The organism is Variovorax sp. V35, assembly GCF_041154465.1.
Taxonomy (GTDB): domain Bacteria; phylum Pseudomonadota; class Gammaproteobacteria; order Burkholderiales; family Burkholderiaceae_C; genus Variovorax; species Variovorax boronicumulans.
Genome location: NZ_AP028666.1, coordinates 4665340 through 4678842 on the forward strand (window position 1 = coordinate 4665340; position 13503 = coordinate 4678842).

13 protein-coding genes are annotated in these 13503 nt (G+C 68.9%); 9 read left to right on the top strand and 4 right to left on the bottom strand.

The annotated features are described in order from the left end of the window. Positions 1-573: 573 nt before the first annotated feature. Together ACAM42_RS21465 and ACAM42_RS21470 are read left to right on the top strand one after the other, a co-directional pair. On the top strand, positions 574-972 hold the full coding sequence (locus ACAM42_RS21465) for a hypothetical protein (RefSeq protein ID WP_095745880.1): 399 nt from the start codon (positions 574-576) through the stop codon (positions 970-972). A gap of 139 nt (positions 973-1111) precedes the next feature. Then, positions 1112-1792, top strand: a complete 681-nt coding sequence (locus tag ACAM42_RS21470) for a GNAT family N-acetyltransferase (RefSeq protein ID WP_139702359.1) — start codon at positions 1112-1114, stop codon at positions 1790-1792. 24 nt (positions 1793-1816) lie between these two features. Here ACAM42_RS21470 and ACAM42_RS21475 read toward each other — a convergent pair whose 3' ends face one another. Both ACAM42_RS21475 and ACAM42_RS21480 read right to left on the bottom strand, forming a co-directional pair. Next, complete coding sequence (locus ACAM42_RS21475) at positions 1817-2221, bottom strand: OsmC family protein (RefSeq protein ID WP_139702358.1); 405 nt, start codon at positions 2219-2221, stop codon at positions 1817-1819. Positions 2222-2259: 38 nt separating this feature from the next. Further along, complete coding sequence (locus ACAM42_RS21480) at positions 2260-3189, bottom strand: LysR family transcriptional regulator (RefSeq protein WP_062472012.1); 930 nt, start codon at positions 3187-3189, stop codon at positions 2260-2262. Between the two features lie 186 nt (positions 3190-3375). Between ACAM42_RS21480 and ACAM42_RS21485 the strand changes: the two genes are divergently transcribed. The 7 genes from ACAM42_RS21485 (at position 3376) to ACAM42_RS21515 (ending at position 10965) form a co-directional block, all read left to right on the top strand. After that, positions 3376-3912 (top strand): cupin, encoded by a 537-nt coding sequence (locus ACAM42_RS21485; protein ID WP_307693298.1) that lies wholly within the window; start codon positions 3376-3378, stop codon positions 3910-3912. A 62-nt stretch (positions 3913-3974) separates the two neighbouring features. Continuing rightward, on the top strand, positions 3975-5009 hold the full coding sequence (locus ACAM42_RS21490; RefSeq protein WP_369629321.1) for a tripartite tricarboxylate transporter substrate binding protein: 1035 nt from the start codon (positions 3975-3977) through the stop codon (positions 5007-5009). Between the two features lie 91 nt (positions 5010-5100). Further along, positions 5101-6021: a dioxygenase gene (locus tag ACAM42_RS21495; protein ID WP_369629322.1), complete on the top strand. Its 921-nt coding sequence runs from the start codon at positions 5101-5103 to the stop codon at positions 6019-6021. Positions 6022-6076: 55 nt separating this feature from the next. Then, a complete protein-coding gene (locus ACAM42_RS21500) occupies positions 6077-7066 on the top strand; it encodes a zinc-binding alcohol dehydrogenase family protein (protein ID WP_369629323.1) in 990 nt (329 codons plus the stop codon). Between the two features lie 69 nt (positions 7067-7135). Next, positions 7136-8122 (top strand): Bug family tripartite tricarboxylate transporter substrate binding protein, encoded by a 987-nt coding sequence (locus tag ACAM42_RS21505; RefSeq protein WP_369629324.1) that lies wholly within the window; start codon positions 7136-7138, stop codon positions 8120-8122. Between the two features lie 35 nt (positions 8123-8157). Further along, on the top strand, positions 8158-9180 hold the full coding sequence (locus ACAM42_RS21510; RefSeq protein WP_369629325.1) for a porin: 1023 nt from the start codon (positions 8158-8160) through the stop codon (positions 9178-9180). A gap of 9 nt (positions 9181-9189) precedes the next feature. Further along, positions 9190-10965, top strand: a complete 1776-nt coding sequence (locus ACAM42_RS21515; RefSeq protein ID WP_369629326.1) for an amidohydrolase — start codon at positions 9190-9192, stop codon at positions 10963-10965. Positions 10966-10999: 34 nt separating this feature from the next. Here ACAM42_RS21515 and ACAM42_RS21520 read toward each other — a convergent pair whose 3' ends face one another. Then, positions 11000-11977, bottom strand: coding sequence for a Bug family tripartite tricarboxylate transporter substrate binding protein (locus ACAM42_RS21520; RefSeq protein WP_369629327.1), 978 nt, complete (start codon positions 11975-11977; stop codon positions 11000-11002). A gap of 35 nt (positions 11978-12012) precedes the next feature. Then, positions 12013-13431: an amidohydrolase family protein gene (locus ACAM42_RS21525; protein WP_369629328.1), complete on the bottom strand. Its 1419-nt coding sequence runs from the start codon at positions 13429-13431 to the stop codon at positions 12013-12015. Positions 13432-13503 lie beyond the last annotated feature (72 nt).

The following is a 13503-nucleotide window of genomic DNA, read 5'->3' on the forward strand; positions in this document are numbered from 1 at the left end:
ATCCTGCAATGAGAACCTTTGCCATAAGAATTAATTGATGCAATGCACAAGCCGAGGGTCCGGCGGCAATTCGATCGACCGGGAACCGGGCCCCGTCCGGCCATGTCCCGCCGGCTGCCGCGCAGCGCGAGGAGCGGGTCTGCGGCACGGGGTTGTAACCATGTGCATGACCGCCGAAGAGGCTCGGCAGGCCGCTCGGTCGACTCCGGAAATGGACCGCAGCGCGCCTTCAGGAAACTTCGCGCGGCCTCGTCGCTTCGATGTAATTCGAAAGAATCAACAACATCCGCTTGCAGATGCGAGGCCGGTCGAGCACCCGGTTCGGCGGGCCATCACGCCCCCTGTGTACGCCCGCGCAGCTTCGACTGCTTAACCCGGCAATATTTAACGATTCAAGATAATTGTTACGTTTTTGGAGCATCTGCAGCCCCCCGATTCCTGCCTTCGCGGGGGTCTGTTGCACAGGGCGCGGTGATACTGTTCCGGCCCCGAATCTTGCGTTCCTGGTGTGCGCACTGCGCGCCGCGGGACACGAGGCGTGGCACATCATCCAACTCGCTCATGTAAGAAAAAATGAACAAACTGCTCGCACTCATCTTCGTGGCTGCCGCCATCACCGCTTGCTCGAAGCAAGAGTCCACGCCCGCAGCGCCGGCCGCTCCCGCAGCACCTGCTGCCACCGCACCGGCCACGCCGGCACCCGCACCGGCCGCCAGCGCACCGGCTGCTGCAGCGCCTGCAGCCACCACGACGGCATCGGCCGACGTGCCCAAGGAATGCCAGGAGTACCTGGACAAGGTGAGCGCCTGCGTGGGCAAGCAAAGCGGCGCCGCCGCCGACGCCCTGAAGTCCAGCCTCGAGCAGACCAAGGCCACCTGGGCCAGCTACGGCGCCAACGCCGCACAACTCGGCGCTGCCTGCAAGGCCGCTTCCGACGCCTTCGCCGCACAAGCCACGGCCATGAAGTGCTGATGCACTGAGTCGCTGACGCCGGCGAGGTTGCCCTCGCCGTGCGACGCGACACACCTCCTCGTCACCGACGGGGAGGCGCCGCTCCCACTACAGCGGACGGCGCACCATCGGTTCCTGTCAGACCGAAAGAATCCTTCCCATGACAGACCTCCTCACCAACCTCACATGGCACGCCCTCTCGGGCCCGCATGCGTCTTTTGCCGCCGGCACATCGACCGCACGCCGCTACGCCACAGGCTTCTCCCCCATCGTCGGCTTTGCCGACGCATTGCATCCCGACCTCGACGCGCTGCTGCCTTTCTGCACGCCGGACGAGCACTTCTATGCCATCGGCTGGTCGGCCCCCGCGCCGACCACCTGGCAGGTCGACATGGAATCGGTCATCGTGAAGATGATCTGGGACGCGCCTGCGCCCGTGGCCGACACGCTTCCTGATGTGGTCCGGCTCGACGCAGCAGATATAGAACAAGTGCTGGCCCTGGCCGACCTGACGCGCCCCGGGCCCTTCTCTACGCGGACCATCGAACTCGGCGAGTACTTCGGCTGCTTCGACGACAACGGCCGGCTCGTGGCGATGGCCGGCGAACGCATGGCCGCCAGCACGCTGCGCGAGATCAGCGGTGTCTGCACGCACCCCGATGCGCAGGGCAAGGGCTATGCGAAGCGGCTCGTCACGCGCTTGGTGGCGCAGCAGATGCAGCGCGGCGAAGTGCCGGTGCTGCATGTGATGCAGGGCAACGCGGGTGCGCGGCGCATCTATGAACGCATGGGCTTCCGCGTGCACAGCGAACCGGTCGTTCGCGTGATCTCGCGGCGCTGAACAGCGCCGCGCCTGCGGCCTGGATCAGGCCGCCGCCACCCCACGCTCGCTCGTGATCTCGGCGCCTTCGCGCATCGTCTTCGTGACGGGCGTGTTGGCCACCACCTCGAGCAGCCGGCTCCACTGCGCATCGGTCAGCGGGCCGCTAGCATGCAGCACACGGTGGATGTGCGCCTTGCCGTCCGCGTCTTTCGTGAAGCTCAACTCGGCCTTGAACTCGCCCAGCTCCCAGCCCTTGCGCTGGGCGTACATCCGCAGCGTGATCGCGGTGCAGGCGGACAGCGCGGCCAGGTAGTAGTCGTAGGGCGCCGGCCCCGCGCCCTGCCCGCCCAGCGACGCCGGCTCGTCCGCCACGAGCTGGAACTTGCCGACTTGGATGCGGTGGTTGAAATTGACGTCGGTGGAGACGATCGTTGCGGTGTGGCTCATGGGTGTGCTCCTGTTGGCGATGAAGCATTCTGGCGCGCTCAGCGATCGAGCACCGCGTGCGGCCAGCGTCCCGCGTCCACGCGCTCCTGCACCACGGCGCGCAGGATGTCGATGAGCACTTCGGTCGCGCGTGACGGCGGCCGGTCGGAAGCGCGGGCCAGCACGCGGCGCAGCCGCAGCCCCTCGATGGGAATCGCGACCAGCCGGCCGGCCTCGATCTCGTCCTGCACGACCGCTGCGAAGTGGACCGTGAGACCCAGGCCCTCTTCCACCAGGCGGGCCGCCACGCTCAGGGTCTCGACCTCGACCACCGGGTTCAACACCACGCCCGCGCGTGCCGCCGCGGCCTCCAGCTCGAGCCGCACACCCGACTTGGACACGCCCGTCATCACCAGCGGCAGGCCTGCCAGCCGGGGCAGCTTGATCTTCGTCATGCGCATCAGCCGCGTGTCGTCGGTGCGGCCGATGAGGCACAGCGATTCGGTCATGAGCGGCGTGGCCAGCACGTTGGCCAGCTGCATCGGGCCGTTGAGGATCGCGACATCGACCGCCCCCTGCTCCAGCATGCCCAGCAGCGATTGCGAGAAGCCTTCGACGATGCGCAGCCGCACATCGGGGAACTGCTCGCGCACCGCGCGCGCCAGCGGCACCGCAAGCAGCAGCGCGAGCGCGGGCGACAGGCCGATGGCCACGGGCCCGCGCGGGTCGCGCTGGCGGGCCGTCATGTCCTGCTTCATCTGCTCGGCATAGCGCAGCAGGAACGACGCGCGCTCCATGAGGAACACGGCCTCCTCGGTCGGCGTCGCGCCGCGCGCGTGGCGCTCGAACAGGCGCACGCCCAGCTCTTCCTCGAGCAGGCGGATCTGCCGGCTCAGCGCCGGCTGCGCCACATGCAGCACGGCGGAGGCGCGGCCGTAGTGCTGCTGCGTGGCGAGCACCACGAAATACCGAAGCTGTCTGAGGTCCATGCAGGGGTTCCAGATCGTTGCCGCAAGAGCGGCCGATGGTCACCGGGCGCCTCATACCGAAATGTTATCGAATCGCTAGAAAAATGGTAATGGACGCATGAAAGACCGTTGCCTACAGTGGGCCTCGCAGAACGTAAACCGCTGCTTTTTCGACGAATCCGAACCTCATCGCATCAAGGAATAGACATGGACCCCACCCTCCAGGAAATGGAATCCACCCGCATCGCCCGCTGGGGCAAGGTCGCGCCCTACGGCGAGACCTTCATCGAGAGCCGGCTGCCGGGGATGAAGAAAAACATCTACAAGATCATGAACCGCGGCGTCCTGGAGAACAAAGGCGTCCAGCCGGCAATTCCAGGCAACCACCGCTTCGGCGTGACCTTCATCGAAATCCCGGTTGGCCAGGGTGCCAGCCTTCACGCACACAAGACCGAGGAAGTCTTCTGTCCGCTGAACGGGCAGATGGAGGTCATCTGGGGCGAGAAGGGCCAGTACTCCGTGATGCTCAACCAGTGGGACGTGATCTCGTGCCCCATCGGCGTGATGCGCGGTTTCCGCAATCCGAACGATCACGCGCTGGTGGTGTACTCGGTCGTCGGTGGAACCGACGAAGAATGCGGGCGCATCGCCTGGCACGAAGATGTCGTCAGGGCTGCAGAGGCCACCGGCCTGGTCTACGGCACCGACGGCTACATCAAGGAGACGGCGCCAGAAACAAAGTAGTCGCAGCGCTGAACGCCCAAACTGCGCAAGGCCTCATAGGCACCACCCGAGGAGACAAAAAAATGACGATCCCCCACGACTTTCAGGCCGCACGCCGCATGCCGACATGCGGCGTGGCACACGGCATGAACCGGCGACACGCCCTCGCCGCGACGCTCGCGGCGCTGGGCGCCGGCCTTGTCCGCGCCCAGCCGGCCTGGAGCCCCAAGGGCCCCGTGCGCATCGTCGTTCCCTTCGCCGCCGGCGGCACCTCGGACATCATCGCGCGCATCGTGGGCGTGCGGCTCGCACAAGCGCTGGGCCAGCCCGTGCTCGTCGACAACCGCGTGGGCGCCGGCGGCAACATCGGCATCGCCTCGGTAGCGCGCGCCGCGCCCGACGGCCAGACGCTGCTGCTGGTGTCGTCCGCCTTTGTGACCAACCCGGCCCTGTTCGCCGACAAGCCCCCTTACGACCCGCTGCGCCAGTTCGCGCCGGTGTCGCTCGCCGTCAGTTCACCCGACGTGATCGTGGTGCCGGCCGCGAGCCCGCTCACCAGCCTGTCGGCGCTGATCGACGCCGCCAAGCGCCGGCCGGGCGCGCTCACCTACTCGACACCCGGCAAGGGCAACAGCGTGCACCTGGGTGGCGAGCTGCTCTGGCAGCGCGCCGGCATCGAGCTGCTGCACGTGCCCTACAACGGCGCAGCCCCGGCCGTGCAGGCGGTGCTCGGCGGACAGGTCGATTGCGCACTGACCGCACTGCCGGCCGCCAAGGCCCACATCGCGGCGGGCACGTTGCGGGTGCTGGCCGTCGGCAGCCGCGCGCGCTGGGCCGAACTGCCGCAGGTGCCGACGGTGGCGGAGTCGGGCTTTGCCGGCTACCGCTCCGAGACCATGCAGGCGCTGTTCGCGCCGGCGGGCACGCCTATCGCCGCCATCGAGCGCCTGCACACCGAGGTGCGGCGCATCCTGGCGCTCGATGAGGTGCAGCGCCAGACGCGCGACCTCGGCTTCGAGACGGTCGCGAGCCTGCCCGCCGACCTCGCCGCGCGCGTCGCCGAAGACGTGCCGCGCTGGACCGCCGTCGCCACCCGCGCGCGCATCCGCGCCGACTAACCGGCGCCACGCCCCTTCATCCACAGCGGTGCGCCGATGCGTGCCGGGCCGCGCCGTGCCGATTTCGTTTTCTTCACTCTCCAGGACTTCCATGATTTCTGTCGCCGAGACCCCCACGGACACCGAGGCACCGCCCGCTCCCCGCTCAATCCCCGCCAATGCCCAGGCGCTGCTGCAGGCCGTGCTGGACGCCAACCAGGGCACGCGCGACGCGCGCACCCGCACCGTGCTCGACGCGATGATCCGCCACCTGCACGCCTTCGCCTCGGAAGTGACGCTGACCTATGAAGAGCTCTTCAAGGGCCTGGACTTCATGGTGCGCATCGGCCAGGCCACGGGCCCGCGCAAGCACGAAGGCATCCTGCTCGCCGACATCCTCGGCATGGCCACACTGGTGCTGCTGATGGACGCCAAGGCCGTGCTCGCCGCGGGCGGCACCGAGCCGGCGCTCATCGGTCCCTTCTGGCGCGCGAACCAGCCGGTGCGGCCCAACGGCGTGCGCATTGCGACCGACGACACCGCAGGCGAAACGCTGCACGTGAAAGGTCGCGTGCTGTCGCTGGACGGCACGCCCATCGCAGGCGCCCGCATCGAGACCTGGCAGGCCGCGCCCAGTGGCTTGTATGAGAACCAGGACCCGGAGCAGGAAGACATGAACCTGCGCGCCGTCTTCGAGACCGACGCCGACGGCCGCTTCTGGTTCGAGAGCGTGCAGCCCTCGGGCTACGGCGTGCCCACCGACGGCCCCTGCGGCGAGCTGCTCGCGCTGCAGAACCGCAGCCACATGCGCCCGGCGCACCTGCACTTCATCGCCATCGCGCCCGGGCACAAGGTGCTGACGACGCAGATCTTCGATGCGCGCGACCCGTACGCCTACAGCGACGCGGCCTTCGGCGCAGTGGGCTCGCTGCTTCGCGATTTCGAACCCGACAGCGCGGGCCACTTCCACCTCGACTTCGAGCTGCGGCTGGAGCCCGGCGAAACGCGCCTGCCCACGCCGCCGCTGCCCTGAACGCGCACACACACGCATTTCCTTCCCTTCACTTCGCACCACGAGACATCGCACCATGACCACACCACCGCGCGCCCTTCGCCTCAGCGCCAAGGCCCCGAGCCCCGAGGCACTGAATCCCGACCTGGTCGACATCGCACAGCCCGAGACACCGGCCGGCTGCGCCATCGTCGAAGTCCTTGCCGCGGCGATCAACCCGAGCGACGTCAAGGCGGCACTGGGCCTGATGCCGTACGCCATCTGGCCCCGCACGCCGGGCCGCGACTACGCCGGACGCGTGGTCGCCGGTCCGGCGGAATGGATCGGCCGCGCCGTCTGGGGCACCGGCGGCGACCTCGGCATCACGCGCGACGGCACGCATGCGCGCTACCTCGCGCTGCCCGTGGCCGCGCTCGTCGCCAAGCCCGAACGCATCGCCATGGCTTCGGCGGCCACGGTGGGCGTGCCCTTCGTGACGGCCTACGAAGGGCTGCGCCGGGCCCACCTCGCAGGCCCCGGCCAGACCGTGCTGGTGCTGGGTTCGAACGGCAAGGTCGGGCAGGCCACCGTGCAGCTGGCCACGCGGGCCGGCGCGCGCGTGATCGGCGTCGAACGCGGCGCCACCCAATACACAGGCCATGCGAGCGCGCAGGTCGAGGTGATCGACGGCACGCGCGACGACATCGCGCAGACCGTGCTGTCGATGACCGATGGCAAAGGCGTGGACATTGCCTACAACACCGTCGGCTCGCCCTACTTCGCGGCGGCGCTTGGCGCACTCAAGGTGGGCGGCACGCAGATCCTGATCTCCACACCCGACCGCAACGTGCCCTTCGACATCATGGCCTTCTACCGCCGCGATCTGCACATGCTCGGCGTGGACAGCCTGAAGCTCACGGCCAGCCAGTGCGCGGATGTGTTTCGCACGCTGCTTCCCGGCTTCGAGGACGGCAGCCTGCAGGGCTTCGACGTGAACGACGGCTCGGTGCTGCCGCTGGACCGCGCGCGCCAGGCCTACCTGCAGGTGCTCGAAGGCTCGATGGAGCGTCTGGTGCTGGCGCCCTGAGCGCCCCGCGCATCACTTCAGGGCCTGCCCGCAGGCAGGCCCTTCCCCACGAACAACAAGGAGACAACGATGGACATCCATCGCAGGACATTGCTTCGCCTCACGGCAGCCGCAGGCGGCATCGCCAGCCTTCCCGCCACGCTCTTCGCGCAGTCCGCCTACCCGAGCCAGCCCGTGAAGCTGGTCATTCCCTTCACCGCCGGATCGACCACCGACGTGGTGGGCCGCATCGTCGGCGAGCGGCTGCAGCAGTCCCTCGGGCAGCCCTGCGTGGTCGACAACCGGCCCGGCGCGGGCGGCACGCTGGGCGCCAGCGCGGTGGTCAATGCCGCGGCCGACGGCCACACGGTGCTCATCCACTCGACCGGCCATGTGGCCAACGCCGCGCTCTACCCCGGGCTCAAGTACGACACGCTGAACGACTTCACGCCGGTCACCATGCTGGCGTCGATGCCCAACGTGCTCGTGGTGCCGCCCGACCGCGGCTTCACTTCGCTGCAGGACCTCGTGCGCAAGGTGAAGGCCGGCCCGCAGAAGTTCGTGTACGGCTCATCGGGCAGCGGCAGCGCCTCGCACATCGCGGGCGAGAAATTCCGCATCGCCACCGGCATCGAGGTCGCGCACATCCCGTACCGCGGCACGCCGCAGGCGCTCACCGACCTCATGGGCGGGCGGCTCGACTGGTTCCTGGCGCCGCTGGCGCTGGCCGCCCCGCTGGTGCAAAGCGGCAAGCTCGCCGCGCTGGCCATCGGCGCACCGAAGCGTTCACCGCTGCTGCCGCAGGTGCCGACCACCGCCGAAAGCGGCTTCGGCGATGCGGACCACCTGTTCTGGGTCGGCATGTTCGTGGCCGCCAGGACGCCGGAGCGCACCGTGGCGCACCTGCATGCCGAGATCGTGCGCGCACTGAAGACCAGCGAGGTGCGCGCGCGCCTGGACAAGCTCGGTGCCGACGCCGCACCGATGCCGCAGCAGGCCTTCGCGCAACAGGTGCGCGAAGAGATCGTGGCGACCACCGCGCTCATCCGACGCGCCGGCATCCGCATCGACAGCTGAACCCCCAACCGACCGCTCCGCTTCGAAAGAAAAATATGAGACAACCACACAAACTTCTGCTGGCGCTCGCAGCCACCGGTGCGCTCGGCGCCGCGCACGGCCAATCGTCCGTCACGGTGTTCGGCAGCATCGACCTGAACTTCACCTATTCGAAAGCCGGCAACGCCTCGACCAAGGCCATGGACCAGGGCGGCTACCTGCTGCCCAGCCGCCTGGGCTTTCGGGGCGTGGAAGACCTGGGCGGCGGCCTCGCGGCCGGCTTCTGGCTCGAGACCGCCGTGCTGCCCGACACCGGCGAGACGCAGGGCGGCTTCGGCCGGCGCTCCACCGTGAGCCTGATGAGCAAGGACCTCGGCGAGCTGCGCCTGGGCCGCGACTACACGCCCACGTTCTGGAACGTGTCGAGCTTCTCGCCCTTCGGCACGGTCGGCGTGGGAGGCAGCAGCAACATCGTCGAAGGCTGGCCGCTCGGCCTGGGCCGCGCCCGCACGCAGGCTCGCGCCAGCAACTCGGCCGGCTACTTTCTGCCGCGCGGCCTCGGCGGCCTGTACGGGCAGTTCATGTTCGCAGCGGCTGAAGGCACGCAGGGCGCCGGCTACCGCGGCGGGCGGCTGGGCTACGAGTCGGGCCCGCTCAACGTGGCCGCCGCTTACGGCCAGACTGCCATCGGCGTCGACGACTACCGCACGGTGACCGTCGGCGGCAGCTACGACTTCGGCGTCGTCAAGGCCTATGCCAACTACCTGCGCCATCGGCTGGGACGCGAGCGGCAGACGAACGCGCTGATCGGCGCGTCGGTTCCCGTCGGCGCGGGGCAGATCCGCGTGTCGTTCGCGCGCTCCGAGCGCTCCGGCCCCGGCCTCGAGACCGACGGCACCGCGCGCCAGTTCGCCATCGGCTACGCGCACCACCTGAGCAAGCGCACCACGCTGTACAGCGCCTACTCGCGCATCAGCAACCGCGGCAATGCTGCCTATGTGGTGGCCGATTCGTCGCCGGCCGGTGTGCCGGGCCAGCGCTCGTCGGGCATTCAGCTCGGCGTGAACCACGCTTTCTGAACGCAGCCCATGAAACGACCGATACAACGACGGCTCGTCGCGGCAGCCGCCGCGGCGCTCGCGCTGCTGTGGCTGCCCGTGGCGCAAGCGGCGGACACGCTGCTGCTCAACGGCGAACTCCTCACGATGGACCCCGCCAAGCCCCGTGCGCAAGCGCTCGCGGTGCGCGGCAACCGCATCGTCTCGGTGGGCTCGAACACCGCCATCCGCAAACTGCGCACCGCGCACACCCGCGTCATCGACCTGGGCGGCAAGACGGTGGTCCCTGGCCTCATCGATGCGCACATCCATGCCATCCGCGGCGGCCAGGGTTTCACCTTCGAGAGCTACTGGTACGAACAGACCACGCTCTCCGGCGCGCTCGACCAACTTGCGCAAGAGGCTGTGAAGCGCGGGCCCGGCCGATGGGTCGCGGTGATGGGCGCGTGGCATCCGGCGCAGTTCGTCGAGCAACGCGCGCCGACACCGCAGGACCTGAACGCCGCCCTGCCGCACAACCCCGCCTACGTGCAGTACCTGTACGACTACGCCGTCGTCAACCGCCAGGCGATCGACGTGCTGGGGCTGGACAACGGCGCCGACCTGCCGCCCGGCATCACGGTGGAACGCGATGCGCAGGGCCGAGCCACCGGCAAGCTGCTCGGCGGCATCGGCCCCTTCTCCACGCTGTTCGCTCGCATCAGCGCGCGCCCCGAGCCCGAGAACCGCGCCAGCCTGCAGGCCTTCTTCCGCGAGCTCAACCGCCTGGGCGTGACCGGCGTCGTCGACCCGGCCGCGGGCGACCACGCGATCTACAGCCCGCTGTTCACGCTGTGGCGCGACAAGGCACTGACCGTGCGCGTCGCGTACCGCGCATCGGCCCTCGCGCCCAGCAACGAGACCGCCTGGTTCCGGACCAGCCTGGCCTACCTGCCGCCGCTGTTCGGCGACGACATGCTGCGCTTTCTCGGCGTGGGCGAAGTGCTGGCCTTCGGCATGAACGACGGCGTGCGCATGAGCGCGGGCTTCAATCCGCCGCAATCCGCCCGCGACGAACTGGCGCAGGCTGCGCTGTTCGCGGCCGAACGACGCTATCCGCTGGAGATCCACGCCTACACCGAAGACGGCGCGAAGGCCATCCTCGATGTGCTCGAGAAGGTCGCGCAGACGCGCCCCTTCAAGGACCTGCGATGGGCCCTCACGCACATCAACACGGGCTCCGAACAGACCTTCGAACGCATGCGCAAGCTGGGCTTGGCGTACACGGTGCAGATGGGCCCGTACTTCGAGGCGCCGGCGATCCAGGAGGCGCACGGCGCCGAGGCCGCGCAGGCCTCGCCGCCCACCCGGCTGGCGCTGCAAAAGGGCCTGAGGGTGGCCGGAGGCACCGATTCCACGCGCGTCGGCGTGATCAATGTGTGGCGCGCCATCGAGTACCACGTGACGGGCCGCGCCGTTGGCGGCGCCGTGCAGCGCCGCGCCGACCACCTGCTCACGCGCGAGGAAGCCTTGCGTCTGTACACGGCCAACGCCGCGTGGCTCACCTTCAGCGAGCCGCATCGCGGTTCGTTGACGGTGGGCAAGCTCGCGGACTTCGCGGTGCTCGATGCGCCCTTCCTCACGGTGGCGCCCGACGACATCCACAAGATCCGCTCCGTGCTGACCTTCGTCGACGGCAAGCCCGTGCACGTGGCGCCGCGCCACGGTGCCGCCTTGCCGCCGCACACCGATGCGCGCGTGCTGAAGGCCATCGGCCACACGCACGACCACGCCGATGAAGCCGAGGGCGTGCCAGCTCGCCATTGACCGGTTCTCGTCGGAGCGCATGGCCGGCCGCGTCTCAGTTCTGCGCCGAGATCTTCTCGTCGCGGACCACCTGGGTCCAGCGCGTCACTTCCTTCGCGACGAAAGCCTGCGCCTCGGCCGGCGTGGTGGACCACGCATCGGCCGCCTGCAGCCGCAGGCCTTCGGCGACCTCGGGGCGCTTGAGCGTGACGCGCACCATCTCGGCGAGCTTCGCGACGATGGCCGGCGGCAGGTTCTTCGGCCCGCCCAGCGCGTACCAGGCGGTCACGTCGAAGTCGGGCAGCACGGTTTCGGCAATGGTCGGCACGTCGGGGTACAGCGCGAAGCGCTGGCGCGAGGTCACGGCCAGCGGCTTGACCTTGCCGCTGTCGATGTAGGCGCTCATGCCGGCCATCGACGTGACGATGATCGGCACCTCGCCACTCACCACCGCCAACGCGGTGGCGCTGCCGCCGCGGTAGGGCACGTGGTTGAAGCGCACGCCCGCCCGCGACTGCAGCAGCGCCGCGGCCAGGTGCATGCCGCTGCCGTTGCCGCCCGAGCCGTAGTCGATGGTGCCGGGCACGGCCTTGGCCCTCTTCATCAGCTCCTGCACGGTGGCGAACTTCGCGTTGGGGTTCGCGATGATCGCGAACGGGCTCTGCGCCACCATGGAGATCATGGTGAAGTCGTTCACCGCGTCGTACGGCAGCGCGCCGTACAGGCTGGGCGCCGCCGCATGGCCGGAGGCCATGAGAAAGAGCGTGTAGCCATCGGGTGCGCTGCGCGCCACGTAGCGCGCGGCCATGGTGCCGCCCGCGCCCGGCTTCGCCTCGACGATGGCCGACTGCTTGAAGTGCTCGTGAAACTGTGCGGCCAGCAGGCGCGCCAGGTGGTCGATGGGACCGCCCGGCGCAAAGCCGTGCACGATGCGCACCGGCCGGTTCGGCCAGGTGTCGGCCGTTTGCGCGTGCGATGCCACGGCGCCGAGTTGCAGCGCGGCGAACGCGAAGAGTCTCAGTATTTTTTTCATGGTGGGGTCTTCGAAGGCGGGCGTGCGGCAATGCCTCAGACGAACCTGATGCTGGCGGCCTGCGCCCCCACGCGCTCCTGCGCTTGCACCAGCCGGGCCTTGAGGTTCGCCCAATCGACACCGAGCATCTTGCCGTGCCGCTTGCGCGCCTTGCCGGCGATCCACACGCTGTCGACATCGGGCGTGCCCGCAAAGGTGACGACGCGGTCCGCCAGGCTGCCCGCCATGCCGAAGCCGATGCGGTCGGTGCTCAGCAGCACGAGGTCGGCGCGCTTGCCGACGGTGATGGTGCCCGTCACGCCGCCCAGGCGCACCGCCTGCGCGCCCATCGAGGTGGCGAAGTCCAGGATGTCTTCCGACGTGTACCGGCCGACGTACCCGCGGCACTCGGGGTCGAGGTACAGGCTCCAGAACGTGGCGCGGATGTGCTCGAAGTAATCGCCCGTGAGCGCCAGCGAGATGTCGATGCCCATGCCCGTGGGCACGCCGGCCGCGCGCGCACGCCCGTGCACCGACGGGCCCTTGCTCGGCGACATCACGTACGGGAACTCGCCCATCGCGGTCGCGCAGATCATGCCGCCGGTGTCGCGCAGCATCTTCAGTTCTTCCGACGTGAGCCGGTTGGCGTGGGTGGCCTGGTAGTCGGGGCCGAGCAGGCCGGCTTCGTGCAGGTCGGGCATGCCCGAATCGCGGTGGCCCATCACGCCCGGGGCGTGCGGTTGCTCGGGCTTGTGGATGTGGGCCGCGAGCATCTTCACGCCCATGCCGCGCGCACGCGTCCATTCCTTGCGGATGTCCTCAATGCGGCTGCCGTTGTTGCCGCTCGGTGCCAGGCCGAGCTGCAGCAGCGCCGTGCTGTCGGAGAACAGTTCCTTCTGCAGCCGCTCGGCGGTCTTCCAGTGCGATTCGTTGGTCATCGCGATGCGCTCGCCGTCGGCCTTGGCCAGCGACACGGTGTCGCCCGGCTTGTACGAGGACGACACGCCGAGCTGGAACGCGAACCAGCCGGCAATGCCGGAGTCGCGCAGGCCCTGCGCGGCGGCCATGGCGCGGTCTTCGCTGGGCTGGCCGTGCGCGTAGTCGAGCACGGTGGTCACGCCGGAGTCGATGGCCTGCAGGCCGCCGATCAGTTCGGCGAGGTAGTTGTCCTCGGGCGTCATCGAGACGATGGTGCGCATCTTCCACTGTTGGTAGTACGGCGCGTACTCGGCCGGGCGCGTCTTGACCAGGCGGCCCATGTCGATGATTTCCCAGACGTGGCGGTGGCCGTCGATCAGGCCCGGCATGAGCACCATGCCTTTCGCATCGATGACCTCGGCGTCGGGTGGCGCCTGCAGGTTCGGGCCGACGGCGGCAATGCGGTCGCCGTCGATCAGCAGGTCACTGCCGTGCAGGTCGCCCAGCTTGGGGTCTCGCGTCAGGATGCTGGCGTTCTTGATCAGGGTGTGCGTCATGTCTCACTCGGGGTTTCAAAGGGTCCGAGGATGTTGACGATTTCGTTTCGATCAATAAACGGCGTTCAAAGA

What these genes read in the sequence shown, in the direction of transcription:
- ACAM42_RS21465 (WP_095745880.1), top strand. Translation starts at nt 574, where the DNA reads ATGAACAAACTGCTCGCACTCATCTTCGTGGCTGCCGCCATCACCGCT.
- ACAM42_RS21470 (WP_139702359.1), top strand. Translation starts at nt 1,112, where the DNA reads ATGACAGACCTCCTCACCAACCTCACATGGCACGCCCTCTCGGGCCCG.
- ACAM42_RS21475 (WP_139702358.1), bottom strand. Translation starts at nt 2,221, where the DNA reads ATGAGCCACACCGCAACGATCGTCTCCACCGACGTCAATTTCAACCAC.
- ACAM42_RS21480 (WP_062472012.1), bottom strand. Translation starts at nt 3,189, where the DNA reads ATGGACCTCAGACAGCTTCGGTATTTCGTGGTGCTCGCCACGCAGCAG.
- ACAM42_RS21485 (WP_307693298.1), top strand. Translation starts at nt 3,376, where the DNA reads ATGGACCCCACCCTCCAGGAAATGGAATCCACCCGCATCGCCCGCTGG.
- ACAM42_RS21490 (WP_369629321.1), top strand. Translation starts at nt 3,975, where the DNA reads ATGACGATCCCCCACGACTTTCAGGCCGCACGCCGCATGCCGACATGC.
- ACAM42_RS21495 (WP_369629322.1), top strand. Translation starts at nt 5,101, where the DNA reads ATGATTTCTGTCGCCGAGACCCCCACGGACACCGAGGCACCGCCCGCT.
- ACAM42_RS21500 (WP_369629323.1), top strand. Translation starts at nt 6,077, where the DNA reads ATGACCACACCACCGCGCGCCCTTCGCCTCAGCGCCAAGGCCCCGAGC.
- ACAM42_RS21505 (WP_369629324.1), top strand. Translation starts at nt 7,136, where the DNA reads ATGGACATCCATCGCAGGACATTGCTTCGCCTCACGGCAGCCGCAGGC.
- ACAM42_RS21510 (WP_369629325.1), top strand. Translation starts at nt 8,158, where the DNA reads ATGAGACAACCACACAAACTTCTGCTGGCGCTCGCAGCCACCGGTGCG.
- ACAM42_RS21515 (WP_369629326.1), top strand. Translation starts at nt 9,190, where the DNA reads ATGAAACGACCGATACAACGACGGCTCGTCGCGGCAGCCGCCGCGGCG.
- ACAM42_RS21520 (WP_369629327.1), bottom strand. Translation starts at nt 11,977, where the DNA reads ATGAAAAAAATACTGAGACTCTTCGCGTTCGCCGCGCTGCAACTCGGC.
- ACAM42_RS21525 (WP_369629328.1), bottom strand. Translation starts at nt 13,431, where the DNA reads ATGACGCACACCCTGATCAAGAACGCCAGCATCCTGACGCGAGACCCC.